This window comes from Pseudomonas batumici (genome assembly GCF_000820515.1).
In the GTDB taxonomy this organism is placed as follows: Bacteria; Pseudomonadota; Gammaproteobacteria; order Pseudomonadales; family Pseudomonadaceae; genus Aquipseudomonas; species Aquipseudomonas batumici.
In genome coordinates this window covers 56,299-69,921 of sequence record NZ_JXDG01000058.1, presented here as the reverse complement: position 1 = coordinate 69,921, position 13,623 = coordinate 56,299, and the positions used below count along the sequence as shown (strand labels likewise).

The 13,623-nt window shown below is 61.2% G+C and carries 12 protein-coding genes; 9 read left to right on the top strand and 3 right to left on the bottom strand.

Annotated features, from left to right (window positions below; all coding sequences use genetic code 11):
- Window positions 1–31: 31 nt before the first annotated feature.
- Window positions 32–1,252 carry a GGDEF domain-containing protein gene (locus tag UCMB321_RS29585; RefSeq protein WP_052451339.1) on the top strand — a complete coding sequence of 407 codons (1,221 nt, stop codon included), beginning with the start codon at window positions 32–34 and terminating at the stop codon, window positions 1,250–1,252.
- Between the two features lie 126 nt (window positions 1,253–1,378).
- On the opposite strand, the gene UCMB321_RS21975 is transcribed toward UCMB321_RS29585, so the two are convergent.
- Window positions 1,379–2,143, bottom strand: a complete 765-nt coding sequence (locus UCMB321_RS21975) for an SDR family oxidoreductase (RefSeq protein WP_040070591.1) — start codon at window positions 2,141–2,143, stop codon at window positions 1,379–1,381.
- 47 nt (window positions 2,144–2,190) lie between these two features.
- A complete protein-coding gene (locus UCMB321_RS21970; protein WP_040070589.1) occupies window positions 2,191–3,096 on the bottom strand; it encodes an alpha/beta fold hydrolase in 906 nt (301 codons plus the stop codon).
- Window positions 3,097–3,233: 137 nt separating this feature from the next.
- Between UCMB321_RS21970 and UCMB321_RS21965 the strand changes: the two genes are divergently transcribed.
- From UCMB321_RS21965 to UCMB321_RS21960, 3 genes are all read left to right on the top strand, one after another.
- Complete coding sequence (locus tag UCMB321_RS21965) at window positions 3,234–4,133, top strand: LysR family transcriptional regulator (protein WP_209437197.1); 900 nt, start codon at window positions 3,234–3,236, stop codon at window positions 4,131–4,133.
- Window positions 4,134–4,427: 294 nt separating this feature from the next.
- Complete coding sequence (locus UCMB321_RS31510) at window positions 4,428–4,706, top strand: hypothetical protein (RefSeq protein ID WP_084615131.1); 279 nt, start codon at window positions 4,428–4,430, stop codon at window positions 4,704–4,706.
- Between the two features lie 4 nt (window positions 4,707–4,710).
- The gene (locus UCMB321_RS21960; protein WP_040070587.1) at window positions 4,711–5,229 is read left to right on the top strand and encodes a helix-turn-helix transcriptional regulator; all 519 of its coding nucleotides are present in this window, start codon (window positions 4,711–4,713) and stop codon (window positions 5,227–5,229) included.
- Window positions 5,230–5,248: 19 nt separating this feature from the next.
- Here UCMB321_RS21960 and treR read toward each other — a convergent pair whose 3' ends face one another.
- Window positions 5,249–5,953, bottom strand: coding sequence for a trehalose operon repressor (treR, locus tag UCMB321_RS21955; protein ID WP_040070586.1), 705 nt, complete (start codon window positions 5,951–5,953; stop codon window positions 5,249–5,251).
- Window positions 5,954–6,178: 225 nt separating this feature from the next.
- Between treR and treP the strand changes: the two genes are divergently transcribed.
- The 5 genes from treP (at window position 6,179) to UCMB321_RS21930 (ending at window position 13,571) form a co-directional block, all read left to right on the top strand.
- The gene (treP, locus tag UCMB321_RS21950) at window positions 6,179–7,621 is read left to right on the top strand and encodes a PTS system trehalose-specific EIIBC component (protein ID WP_040070585.1); all 1,443 of its coding nucleotides are present in this window, start codon (window positions 6,179–6,181) and stop codon (window positions 7,619–7,621) included.
- Window positions 7,622–7,703: 82 nt separating this feature from the next.
- Entirely contained in the window at window positions 7,704–9,353 is a 1,650-nt protein-coding gene (gene treC / locus UCMB321_RS21945) for an alpha,alpha-phosphotrehalase (protein WP_040070584.1), read from the top strand.
- A 100-nt stretch (window positions 9,354–9,453) separates the two neighbouring features.
- Window positions 9,454–10,677: a maltoporin gene (locus tag UCMB321_RS21940; RefSeq protein ID WP_040070583.1), complete on the top strand. Its 1,224-nt coding sequence runs from the start codon at window positions 9,454–9,456 to the stop codon at window positions 10,675–10,677.
- 63 nt (window positions 10,678–10,740) lie between these two features.
- Window positions 10,741–13,278 (top strand): phosphoenolpyruvate--protein phosphotransferase, encoded by a 2,538-nt coding sequence (gene ptsP, locus UCMB321_RS21935; RefSeq protein ID WP_040070582.1) that lies wholly within the window; start codon window positions 10,741–10,743, stop codon window positions 13,276–13,278.
- 2 nt (window positions 13,279–13,280) lie between these two features.
- On the top strand, window positions 13,281–13,571 hold the full coding sequence (locus tag UCMB321_RS21930) for a PTS sugar transporter subunit IIB (RefSeq protein ID WP_040070581.1): 291 nt from the start codon (window positions 13,281–13,283) through the stop codon (window positions 13,569–13,571).
- The last annotated feature ends 52 nt before the right edge of the window (window positions 13,572–13,623 follow it).

The following is a 13,623-nucleotide window of genomic DNA, read 5'->3' as shown; positions in this document are numbered from 1 at the left end:
TCTCATTGCGCCGCGTGGACTTGCGCGACGCATGCTGGTCTGGATCCTCTGCATCAGCACGACGGCGGCGCTAGTCGCGACCTCGTTGCAGTTGTTTTTCGACTACCGACGCGATGTGTCCGAACTAGAGCAGGGCATGCGCTACATCGAGCAGAATCAATTGCCTGGTCTTGCCGATGCGGCATGGAACTTCAACGTCGCCGGCATGCAGGTGCAGCTCGATGGTATCGGTCATTCGACCTGGGTCGCTGGCGCCACGATCCACTACGGCCCCAGCCAGTCGGCCGCGCTGACAACCGGACAGGTTGATCCTGACGCGGGGAGGCGCTTCGAGTACGTTTTGCGGCGCAATGAGGTGGTCGTCGGCAAGATCTACATCGCGCCCAATCTGCACACGCTTTATGGCCGAACCCTTGATCGCATTGGCATCGTGCTGGCAACACAAGGGGGCAAGTCGCTGGTCACTTCGATCAGCATCCTCTTGCTGATCTCATGGATGATCACGCGACATCTGACGCAGATGGCGGAGTTCGCCAAGTCCTTCGAGCCGGGGAAGAGTTTCACGCCCTTTGTGCTGCGCCGCAGTCCACGGACGCCGCACGATGAACTGACGGTGCTGGTCGATGGGTTCAACGATGCCTACGGCCGACTCCAAAAGGCCCACGAGTTCCAGGTGCGCCACAACGAAATTCTGAGCCAGGAGGTCGCGTTGCGAACCGCCGAGCTGCTTGACGCGCAGCAGACGCTGGCCAAGCTGGCAGTGACCGACAAGCTGACCGGCACGGTCAACCGCCTGGGCCTGGACGAGGCTTTCAAGAGCGCCATGACGCTGGCCGACCCTGACAGCCACCCGCTTGCGGTGATCCTGAGCGACATCGACAAATTCAAGTCCGTCAACGACAACCATGGGCATCTGGCTGGAGACAGCCTACTCCAGGAATTCACCGGCATCTTGAGTCGCGTGGTGCGGGCGACCGACACCGTGGGCCGTTGGGGCGGCGAGGAGTTCCTGATTCTTTGTCCTCAGACTACTCTGGAACAGGCCTTGCACCTGGCCGAGCGCTTGCGCGCCGGTGTGCAAGCGCATGCCTTTGCCGAGATTGGCAGCAAGACCAGCAGCTTCGGCGTTGCGGTTCTGCGCAAAGGAGAAACATCGGACGATCTGGTGAGGCGGGCAGATGAAGCCCTGTATCGGGCCAAGGAGGGTGGACGCAACAGGGTCTGCCCGGAAACCCCAGCTATCGTGAGCTGAGCTTGAAGGAAATTCGGGGTCGCATGAATAAGAACGTCGCGTTCCTCGCTCCCAAACCTGGGCGTATTGGCCGAGCGGATCTCTGCTCGGCCTTTACCGCGTAGGAAGCTGACCCCGGCGGCGGGTTCAAGTCCTGTTGATCGATAGCCCGCCGTCGATCAACGAAGCGGTACCGGACACGAAGCTTGAATCGTCGGAGGCTAGATAAAGTACCGAACGAGCCAACTCTTCCGGTGTTGCCACTCTCTTCAGGGCATGTAGCTGCGTGACGAACTGGGCCTTGTCCGGTGTGTCATTCATTGCACGGTACATGTCGGTATCGACAGCACCTGGCAGGATTGCATTGACCCGTATATTGCTCGGACCGAACTCGACAGCCAGCGCCTGCGTCAAGCCGATCAGGCCGGACTTGCTGGCGGCGTAGGCGGCGACACCTGGAAATGCGGCGCTGTATCCGACGAATGTCGAAGTGAAGATCACCGAGCCTCCTCCGTGCTTGAGCATCTGCGCAATTTGATGCTTGGCGCCAAGGAAGGAGCCTGTGAGGTTGATCGCGATGGCGTCGTTCCAGCCTTCTTCCGATACGCCGGTGGACGGACCTGCTTCACCCAACGTACCGGCGTTATTGAACGCAATGTCGAGTCGGCCATATTGTTCGACAGCCAGGGCGACCAACGCCTTGGCGTAGTCTTCCGAACGTACATCTCCGGCCAAGCTGACTGCCTGGCCTCCTGCGGCCTTGATCTCCGTGACGAGACTGGCCAGTTCCTCCTGACGGCGTGCGCCCAAGATCACCTTGGCGCCCTCGGCGGCGAACAGCTTGGCTGTGGCGCGACCGATGCCGGCGCTGGCGCCCGTTACGATTGCGACTTTGTTGGTCAAACGTCCCATGAGAAATCTCCTCGAAAATTGATTCTGATCTGGTGAGAGGTAAAGGTTTATTCGATGAAGCCTTTGATCGCCGCAATCGTCGCTGCCGGTGCCTCTTCCATCAGCCAGTGGCCCGCATCGGGAATTACGACTTCGGTGACATCGGTGGCGGTATTGCGCATCACGATGGCTTCGTTCGCGCCGAAGGACTTGGCACCGCCAATGGCGAGCACTGGCATGTTCAGCTTGTTGCCCATCACCTTCTGGTTCTGTTCCGCGTCCTGGTTGATACTCAGGAACTGTGCGAATGCCGAATGCATTGCACCTGGGCGAGCATAGAATTGGGTGTAGTGCTGGCGGGTCGCGTCGTCAATTTTCGCGGGATTGCCGGCGAACTCGTTCCAGAATCGGTCCAGATAGATACGTTCACGACCGGCGACTAGGCGTTCTGCATCCTTGCCACCGAAGTTGAAATGCCACAGCGCAGGCATGCGCACGATCTGATCCCATGGCGGGATGCCCGGTACCGGGGCGTCCATCACGACCAGGCGGTCGGTCTTGTCCGGGTAGCGGGCAGCGTAGGCATACGCGACCATGGTGCCGATGTCATGCCCGACAATCGCGGAATGCTCGATACCCAGCTTGATCAGCACGGCGCGGATATCCGCCGCCTGGTTCCATTTGTCGTAACCTCCCTCTGGATGAGACGACAGCCCCATGCCACGCAGGTCGGGGACGACGACGGTATGGGTCTTGGCCAACTCGGCGGCCAGTGGAGACCACATGTCGCCCGTGTCACCAAAGCCATGGATCAGCACGACGGCTGGGCCTTGTCCGCCGGTGACGACATGGAGGGTCGCACCGTTGGCTTGAATCTCTTGCGTGTGGAATGTCTTGGGGAATGGCTTGACTTCGGCGGCTGCCGGCAGGGCCAGAGCCAGTGTGATCGCGGTCGCGGCAAAGTACTTGAGCATATTTGACTCCTAACCCTGCGGGGATGGCCACCTGGCGATCACTATTGGTCCGAGGGAGTGAGGCGAGTATGGTCTTGCGCAATCTGACGGAGTAGCCTTCAAATTCCTGATCAGGATTTCGGAAAAACCGAACAATCATGAAGCTCGATGGTATTGCGACCTTTGTCACGGTCGCCGAATGCAAGTCTCTAAGTGAAGCAGCTCTCAGGCTCCGCGTATCCCGATCCGTGGTGAGTGAGCGAATTGTCGAGCTCGAAAAAGAGCTGGGCACCAGCCTGCTTCAGAGAACGACCCGCAAGATTTCGGTGACTGAAGACGGGCATGAGTTTCTGCGGCGCGCCATCAGAATTGTAAGGGAGGTCGAGGAGGCGTCAGCCGTCATGTCCGAGCGCCGCGGCATGCTTGCCGGCCCGTTGCGGATCTCGGCACCTGTGACCTTCGGGCGAATGCATCTTGGGCCGGCCTTGTACCCGTTTCTGGCGCGGCACCCGGAGATACAGATCACGCTGGATTTGAATGATCGTCGGGTAGACCCTTCCGCCGACGGGTTTGACGCCATCGTCCGGCACGGTGTGATCGAGGACCGCTATCTTGTGGCATGGACCTTGGCGACCAGCAAGCGGGTACTGGTCGCGTCGCCGGAGTACCTGGCGCGCAATGGCAAGCCGACCACGCCCGCCGAACTGGAAGGGCATCGAGGTATTTTCTACTCGAATCGCGGGGGGGCGGATTGGCGTTTCATGCAGCAGGGACAAACCCTCATCGTCCATGGTCAGTCCGGTTTGGTGCTCAATAACGGGGACATGATGCGCGATGCGGCGGTGGCCGGTCTGGGTATCACGTTACTGCCGCAGTTCATTGTCGGCGATGCCCTCAAGGCCGGTTCCCTGGCGAGGGTCGATATCGGCATAGAGGCCGAGCAGGAGTCCATCTATATTGCCCATCCTGACGGTCAGCACCCCTCGGCGAAGCTCAGGGCACTTGCAGACTGGCTCCGTGAGGCATTTGGGAGCCCGCCCTATTGGGATGCAGACTGACGCAACTATTAGGAAATTCCTGATAGTTTGCCAGGTTATGTAAGTCCTAGCGCTGAATCAATGGCGGTCGATACCTCGGTATGACCGCCATTGTCGTTTCAGTCGGTAGGAAAAATCGTCGTCATCACTTTTGAAATACCCCGCAAACACATTGATCTATCAACGTTTTTTGCCTTCCTAGACTGTAAGAAGCTGGCACTCAATTGACGCGTCGGCCGAGTCATTTTTTGTCGATAAATGGATTTGGTTGTCAGTTGACAACCTTTCCGTGTGGAGCAAGACTGGAGGCTACGGATGGCTAGAGCAAGACACCCGATCAAGGAGATCGAGAACGTACTGCGTCATGCAGAGGCATTGGGCTGGCGAATCAAAGTAGGCGGTTCGCATGCCTGGGGCAGGATGTACTGCCCGCTCAACAGTGAGTTGTGTCGATGTGGCGAGTTTTGCATTACGAGTGTGTATAGCACACCGCGTAACGTTTACAGGCATGTCCGTGATTTGCGGCTGGTGGTTGATAACTGCGATCTGAACCGCGTCAGTAGTGATCCCCTGGCTATGCCTCTTGAGGAGTAGAAGCATGGAATATCAATTCACTCTGAGATACCAACTCTCAGAGCAGAACAACGATCAGGACGCATTGATCGAGCGCTTATGTGAGTGTGGTTGTGATGATTCGTTGATCGGCAGCGGCGTTCCAGGCAGGTTGGCGTTGGCGTTTTCCCGGGACGCTATCAGCGCCAGTCAGGCGTTGCTCAGTGCCTTGCAGGACGTCAAGAAGGCCATCCCCGATGCCCGACTCATAGAGGTCGTACCCGATCTGGTCGGTCTTTCAGACATTGCCGATATCGTCGGCGTTTCGCGGCAGAACATGCGCAAGCTCATGCTCGCTCACGGGGCGTCATTTCCGTTGGCGGTCCACGAAGGCAGCGCTTCCGTCTGGCACTTGGCGGAGGTACTGGTCTGGCTCGAAAGTCGCGGCTATGACCTTGAGCCCCTGATGATTGAAACCGCGCAGGCGGCCCAGGAGATCAATCTCACGAAAGCCTCCAGCAAGCTCAGCGAGGTGAACCCCGAATGGCTGGCATTGGTGTTGTGAACCGCTGCGTGTCAGCGGCTCAGCGCCGGGCCACATCCGAAAAGTAGAACTTGTCCAGGGTGTGCCGCGACTCGGTGTATTCGAACTGCCGGCCATCCTGCAGGAACGTCTGGTTCTTCACCACGATCACATGGCTGGCCCCATCGAGGTCCAGATGCTGCTGGTCGTCCCGGCTACAACGGGCTGCCTGGATGGTGCGCTGGGCGAAGCTGATGCTCAGTTGCAGGGTCTGTTCGATATAGGCGTAGATCGAGTGTTCGGCGATGTCCCGGGTCAGGCCGGGGATCAGCTCGGCGACGAAATAGTTGATGTCGAGGATGATCCGCTTGCCGTCGATGCGCCGCACCCGCTTGATGCGGATCACCGGGCTGCCCGGTTCGGCATTCAGGCGCTCCAGGAGCGGACCTTCAAGGGCGATCTCGCTGAACTCCACCACTTCGGTGCCAATGTTGCTGCCAAGGCTGGTGTGAGCCTCCTGGAAGCTGACGATACCGCCCAACTGGAATTCGATCGGGCTGCGTGACAGCACGAAGGTGCCCTTGCCATGGATCTTCTGGGCGAAACCGCGCTCCTGCAATTGCTCGATGGCCTTGCGCACGGTGCCCCGGCTGGCCTGGTAGCTGTCCATCAGTTCGGTTTCCGACGGCAGTCGGGCACCTTTTTCCAATTGCTCGGTGGTAATGCTGGCAAGCAGATCACTGTAGATCTGGTTGTATTTGCTCATGCTGTTCGCTCTGGATCGAAAATGCTCGCCAACAGGGTAGCCGCCGCGATGTCCTAGGCCTGGAACCTTAAGGGCAGCTCGCCGCTTTGTCCATTTGTCGGATCTTTTACCGATAAACCCTAAACTCGTCTGTACGAGTTGTTGCTTTAACTCGTACAGACGAGTATTTTTCTTTCCTGTGTGCCGCCAACACCCTCCAATAACAAGAAACAGTGGAAGAAAAGCATGAGCCACGACTATCCGAATATCGCCCGCGAGCTGCTGCAAGGCCTCGGCGGCGCTGAAAACCTCGAGCAGGCCGCTCACTGTGTCACCCGCCTGCGCCTGGCCCTCAAGGACCCGAGTCGGGTCGACAAGGCCGCGTTGTCCCACATCGACCTGGTGAAAGGGTCGTTCTTCACCGGCGGTCTGTTCCAGATCGTCATCGGTCCGGGGGAGGTGGAAAAGGTCTACGCGGCCTTGCGCGAGATCACCGGGATGGCCGTCTCGACCATCGCCGACGTCAAGCAGAAGGGTGCCGACAAGGCCAACGCCATGCAGCGCCTGGTGCGGGTGTTTTCCGATGTGTTCATGCCGATTTTGCCGGCGCTGATCATTGCCGGCCTGCTGATGGGGGTGAACAACCTCATGGGCGCCAAGGGCATGTTCATCGAGGGCAAGACCCTGCTGGAGGCCTACCCGTCGCTGGACGGCGTATGGAGCCTGATCAACCTGATGGCCAACACCTCCTTCGTGTTCCTCCCGGCCCTGGTGGGCTGGTCGGCGGCCAAGCGTTTTGGCGGTAGCGAAATCCTCGGCATCGTGCTCGGCCTGATGCTGGTGCACCCCGACCTGCTCAATGCCTGGAACTACGGCAAGGCGGTCGCCGGCCTGGACGGGCAGAGCCTGCCGTACTTCGATATCTTCGGCTGGTTCCGCATCGAGAAAGTCGGCTACCAGGGGCAGATCCTGCCAATCCTGATGGCCGCCTATGTCATGAGCATCATCGAGAAATGGCTGCGGGCGCGGGTGCCGAATGCCATCCAGTTGCTGGTGGTGCCCATCACCACCATTGTGATCACGGGGGTGCTGGCCCTGGCCGTGATCGGTCCGGTGACCCGTCACCTGGGCATCCTGATCACCGAAGGCGTGGTCTGGCTGTTCGATGTGGCGCCCGTCCTGGGTGGTGCGATCTTCGGGATGCTCTATGCGCCGCTGGTCATCACCGGCATGCACCACATGTTCCTGGCGGTGGACCTGCAACTGATCGCCACCCATGGCGGTACCTTCATCTGGCCGATGATCGTCATGTCCAACCTGGCCCAGGGTAGCGCGGCACTGGGGGTGTTCTACATGAGCCGCAATGCACGGGATCGCAGCATGGCTTCGACCTCGGCGATTTCCGCCTATTTCGGCATCACGGAACCGGCGATGTTCGGCGTCAACCTGCGCTACAAGTTTCCGTTCTATGCGGCGCTGATCGGCTCTGGCCTGGCGAGCATCTTCCTGTCGCTGAACAAGGTCCTGGCCTCGGCCATCGGCGTCGGTGGCTTGCCGGGCTTCATCTCGATCATTCCGCAGTACATCCCGATGTTCATCGTCGGCATGGTCATCGCCATCGTCGTGCCGTTCCTGCTGACCTGCGGGTTGAGCATGAAGATCATCCGGCCCGGCTACCGCGTGGCCTGACCCGGTCCTACAGGCGCGAGCGTGCTCGCGCCGACGTCCGCAAGCACCACACAGATATCACTGGCACCACCAAGGAATCCCCATGCAAGACTGGCAGCGTTCGGTGATCTACCAGATCTACCCGAAAAGTTTCTACAGCCATTCCGGCCAGGCCACCGGCGATCTGCTGGGCGTGGTCGACAAGCTCGACTACCTCAAGTGGCTGGGCGTCGACTGCCTGTGGATCACGCCGTTCCTGCGCTCGCCGCAGCGCGACAACGGCTACGACATCAGCGACTACTACGCTATCGACCCGAGCTACGGGACCATGGCCGACTGCGAGTTGCTGATTGCCGAAGCGGGCAAGCGCGGCATCAAGCTGATGCTCGACATCGTGGTCAACCACACCTCCATCGAGCACGAATGGTTCCGCCAGGCCCGCAGCAGCCTCGACAACCCGTACCGGGACTTCTACATCTGGCGCGACCAGCCGAACAACTGGCAGTCGAAGTTCGGGGGCAATGCCTGGGAGTACGAGGCCCAGACCGGCCAGTATTACCTGCACCTGTTCGACCACACCCAGGCCGACCTGAACTGGGACAATCCCAGGGTGCGCCAGGAAGTGTTCAAGATGATGCGCTTCTGGCGCGACAAGGGCGTCGGCGGATTCCGCCTGGACGTGATCAACCTGATCTCCAAGCCGGCCGATTTTCCCGAGGACGCCAGCGACGGCCGTCGTTTCTACACCGACGGCCCGAACGTGCACGACTACCTGCAGGAAATGCACCGCGAAGTCTTCGAAGGCCATGACCTGATCAATGTCGGCGAAATGTCCTCCACCAGCCTCGCGCACTGCATCCGCTATTCGCGGCCGGAGTCCCGCGAGCTGTCGATGACGTTCAACTTCCACCACCTGAAGGTCGATTATCCGAACATGGAGAAATGGGTGTGCGCCGATTTCGATTTCCTCGAACTCAAGCGCATCCTCTCCGACTGGCAGACCGGCATGCAGGCCGGTGGCGGTTGGAATGCGCTGTTCTGGTGTAACCACGACCAGCCGCGGGTGGTTTCGCGTTTCGGCCATGAGGGTGAATACCGGGACGTGTCGGCCAAGATGCTCGCTACCGCGTTGCATTTCCTCCAGGGCACGCCGTACATCTACCAGGGCGAAGAGCTGGGGATGACCAACCCGGGCTTCGAGTCCATCGAGCAGTATCGCGATGTCGAAACCCTGAACATCCACCGGATCAAGCGCGAAGCCGGCGAATCCGAAGCCCTGAGCATGGCGGCGATCAAGCAGAAGTCCCGGGACAACGGACGCACGCCGATGCAATGGGACGCGGGGCCGAATGCCGGCTTCAGCAGCGCACAGCCCTGGATCGGTGTGCCGGCGAACGCGGCCCGGATCAACGTCGAGCAACAGTTCGACGATACCGGCTCGGTGCTGCATCACTACCGCGCCCTGGTCGGTTTGCGGCGCCACGAAGCGCTGATGGTGGACGGCGTCTACCGCCAGTTGCTGCCCGAGCATCCACGGGTCTGGGCTTATGTGCGCGAAGGGCAGGGCGAGCGACTGCTGGTGGTGAACAACTTCTATGCCGAGCCCTGTGAAGTCGAGTTGCCTGAAGGTGTCTTCATGGCGAGTCAGACCCAGCGTCTGGTGATCGGCAACTACGACGATTGCCTACCGTGTAGCCGACAACTGTCGCTGCGACCTTACGAATCCTTTGTGCTGCATCTGTCGGAAAAGTAAGGCGTTTCATTCATTCAATGCTGTTCGCACCCCATCGTGCGCGGGGAGGCTGCGCCCGATAATCAGGTGCCAAGACACAATAAAAATAATGGGGAAGCCAATGAAAACAACAATAAATCATCGTCTTGCGGTGTCTTGCCTGTGCCTGGGATTGCCGTTCTCGGCCCAGGCCCTGGAGTTCGCCGGTTACTTGCGCAGCGGCATGGGCAGTTCGGTCAACAGCAGTTCGCAAAGCTGTTTCCAGTTGCCCGGCGCACCGTCCAAATATCGACTGGGCAACGAGTGCGAGCAGTACGCCGAACTGGAATTGCGCCAGGACCTGCTGACCCTCGACGACGGTTCGGTGTTCAGCGTCGACGGGATGGCGTCGCTCTACAACAAGTACGATCACAACCCCAGTTTCGACGGTGACAACGGTACGGTCCGCATGCCGCAGATGTACGCCCAATGGTCGAAGCTGCCCTCGCTCAACGGCGGTTCGCTGTGGGCCGGACGTCGTTACTACAAGCGTAACGACATCCATATTTCCGACTTCTACTACTGGAACCAGAGCGCGACCGGTGGCGGTATCGAGGACGTGAAGATCGGCGATCTGAAATACAGCTACGCCTTCTCGCGCAAGGACAACCTGTACCAGAAGGATTATATAAATCGTCACGACTTCAACGTCGCCGGCTTCAAGGTCAATCCGGACGGCGAACTGGAGTTCGGTGCCAGTTACATCGACGCGCCGAATCGCCGCGATACCCATCAGGGGTGGGCAATCACCGCGCAGCATGTGCAGAAGAACTTCCTCGGCGGCAAGAACAAGTTCGCCTTGCAATACGGCGAAGGGCCGGGCACCGGGCTGGGCTATACCGGCGACACGAGCCTGGATACCAGCAACAAGAGCTACCGCGCCGTGGAGTTTTTCGACTGGCAGGTGACGCCGCGCTTTGGCGGGCAGATCGAGGCGGTGTACCAGAAGGATATCCGCCCCGACGGCCAGGGCCAGACCTGGATGTCCCTCGGTGTGCGCCCGTCCTATGCGATTACCGAGCAGTTCAAGCTGGTGACCGAACTGGGCCACGACCAGATCGAGGCCCCGGGCGGCACCCGCAAGCTCAGCAAGTTTACCTTCGCTCCCACCTGGTCACCCAAGGGCCCGGATTTCTGGGCGCGCCCCGAGGTCCGTGTCTACTACACCTATGCCAGTTGGAACGCGGCGGCCCAGCGTGCGGCCAATGAGCTGGCGGCCGGTTCGGCACTGTCCGATACCGGTGCCTTCGGCAGCGATCTGCACGGCTCCAATTTTGGTGTGCAGGTCGAGTATTGGTGGAAATAAGTCTTATGCTGGCGGGGCCTTCGCAGCGCCGGCGCGTCAAAGAACAATGATAAAGGTGATGTCATGAGCGCAACCCCTTCCCTGGAATTGCTCGCGCCCCTGTCCGGGGTGCTGATCGAGCTGGATCAGGTACCTGACCCGGTGTTCTCCAGTCGCATGATCGGCGACGGCCTGTGCATCGACCCGACGTCCGGGGTGCTGTGCGCACCGTTGGCCGGGGTGGTGAGCAATCTCCAGGCCAGCGGCCACGCCATCAGCATTACCGACGATCAAGGGGTGCAGGTGTTGATGCATATCGGCCTGGACACCGTGCAACTGGCGGGCAAGGGCTTCACGGCCCGGGTCCGCGAGGGCGAGCGGGTCGTGGCCGGGCAGGCGTTGATCGAGTTCGATGCCGACTACATTGCCTTGCACGCCCGCAGCCTGCTGACCCTGGTGCTGGTGGTCAGTGGCGAGACCTTCACGCGGCCGGCGGCGGCCAATGGCCTGATTGCAAGCGGCGAGCCGCTGATGCGGATCGAGCGCAACGCTTCACCCGCGGGCGCCTTGGTGGAAGAGGAGGGCGAGGCGTTGTTCTCCAGCCCCGTGACCTTGCCCAATGCCAATGGCCTGCACGCGCGTCCGGCGGCGGTGCTGGCCCAGGCGGCCAAGGGGTTTGCCGCGAGCATCTGTGTGCACCGGCGCCAGGACAGCGCGAACGCCAAGTCACTGGTGGCGATCATGGCCCTGCAGACGGTGCGTGGCGACGTGTTGCAGGTCAGCGCGGTGGGCGAGGACGCCCAGGCTGCGGTCGATGCGCTGGCGGCACTGCTGGCCGACGGTTGTGGCGAAGCGGTCGAACCTGCGGCGGCGGTGGTAGTCCCGGTGGTGGTCGAGGCCCCTTCGCCGACCTTGTTGCGTGGTGTGTGCGCCTCGCCGGGATCGGCGTTCGGTCGAGTGGTACAGGTCGCCGAGCAGCAACTCGACGTGCCGGAGTTCGGTGGCGATGAAGCCCATGAGCGCGCGTCGCTCGAACGGGCCCTGGATGAGGCGACCCGGGCTTTGCAGACCTTGCGGGATAACGCCGAGGGCAGCGCCCAGGCGCAGATTTTCCACGCGCACCAGGAGTTGCTGGAGGACCCGAGCCTGTTGGAGCAGGCCCAGGTGTTGCTCACCCAGGGCAAAAGCGCGGCGTTCGCCTGGCGCCAGGCCACCGAGGACACCTGCGCGTTGTTCGAGCGCTTGGGCAGCCACTTGCTGGCAGAGCGCGCGCTGGACTTGAAGGACGTCGGCCAGCGCGTGCTGCGGCTGATTCTCGGTGTCCAGGAGCGGGTTGCCGAACTGCCGGACGATGCGATCCTGATTGCCGATCAACTGACCCCGTCGCAAACGGCGGGGCTCGATACCCGCAGGGTTCTCGGGTTCGCCACCGTCGGTGGCGGGGCGACCAGCCATGTGGCGATTCTGGCCCGGGCGTTCGGTCTGCCGGCCCTCTGCGGCTTGTCCGCCGAAGTCCTGAAGGTGCCCGCCGGTACCCAGGTGCTGCTCGATGCCGACCTCGGGCGCTTGCACCTGATGCCGGAAGAGGCCGATGTCCAGCGCCTGCTGCTCAAGCGCCAGGAACAACGCCAGCGCCGTCAGCGCGAGACGGAACAGGCGGCCGAGGCGGCCCTGACCCGTGACGGTCATCGTGTCGAGGTCACCGCCAACGTCGCCTCGCTGCAGGAGGTGGAGCAGTCGTTGACCCTGGGCGGCGAAGGCGTCGGCTTGCTGCGTTCCGAGTTCCTCTATCTGGAACGCCAGAGCGCACCGGGTGTCGAGGAGCAGAGCGCGACGTATTCGGCCATTGCCCGGGCCCTGGGACCGGCGCGCAATCTGGTGGTGCGCACCCTCGACGTCGGCGGCGACAAGCCCCTGGCCTATGTGCCGATGGACAGCGAAGCCAACCCCTTTCTCGGCATGCGTGGCATTCGCCTGTGCCTGCAACGCCCGGAACTGCTGCGCCAGCAACTGCGGGCGATTCTCGCCTGTGCCGGACTGACGCAACTGCACATCATGCTGCCGATGATCACCCAGCTGTCCGAATTGCGCCAGGCGCGGCAGTTCCTCGAGGATGAAGCCCTGGCGCTGGGCCTCAAGGCACTGCCGAAACTGGGGATCATGATCGAAGTGCCGGCGGCGGCCTTGATGGCCGATCTGTTCGCCCCCGAGGTGGACTTCTTTTCCATCGGCACCAATGACCTGACCCAGTACACCCTGGCCATGGACCGCGATCACCCGCAACTGGCGAGTCAGGCCGACAGCCTGCACCCGGCGGTGTTGCGTTTGATCGCCACTACGGTGAAAGCCGCCCACGCCCATGGCAAGCCGGTCAGCGTGTGCGGTGCGCTGGCTTCCGAGGCGTTGGCGGTGCCGGTACTGCTGGGCCTGGGGGTGGATGAACTGTCGGTCAGCGTGCCGCTGATTCCGGCGATCAAGGCGGCGGTCCGCGAGGTCGGGTTACCGGAGTGCCAGGCGCTGGCCCAGCAGATTCTCGGTCTGGAAAACGCCGGGCAGGTGCGTGAAGCCCTGCTCGATCATCAACAAACCACGGCAGTCGAGCCGCGGGTCCTGGAGAACTGAACATGTTCGAGAAATTTCAGCAGGCGTTCTGGAAAGCACTGACGCCGGACCTGGTAGCGGATCAACCGTCTACGCCGGCTTCCGAGGTGCAAGCGGCGCTACGGCCGGAGATCGTCGCGGCCCTGGGGGGCGAGGGCAATCTCAAGTCCCACCAGCGCGTGGCATTGACGCGCCTGCGCGTGGCGTTGAATGACAGCGCCCGGGTTGACCAGCCGGCGTTGCGGGCGGCGGGTGTCGCCGGTGTAATGATATTGGCCGGTGGCGTGCTCCATTTGTTGCTGGGACTGGACTGATTCCCTTACCGTTTCGCAATTGCGGGTGTATCGTATTCGCCTTTTGCGCGCC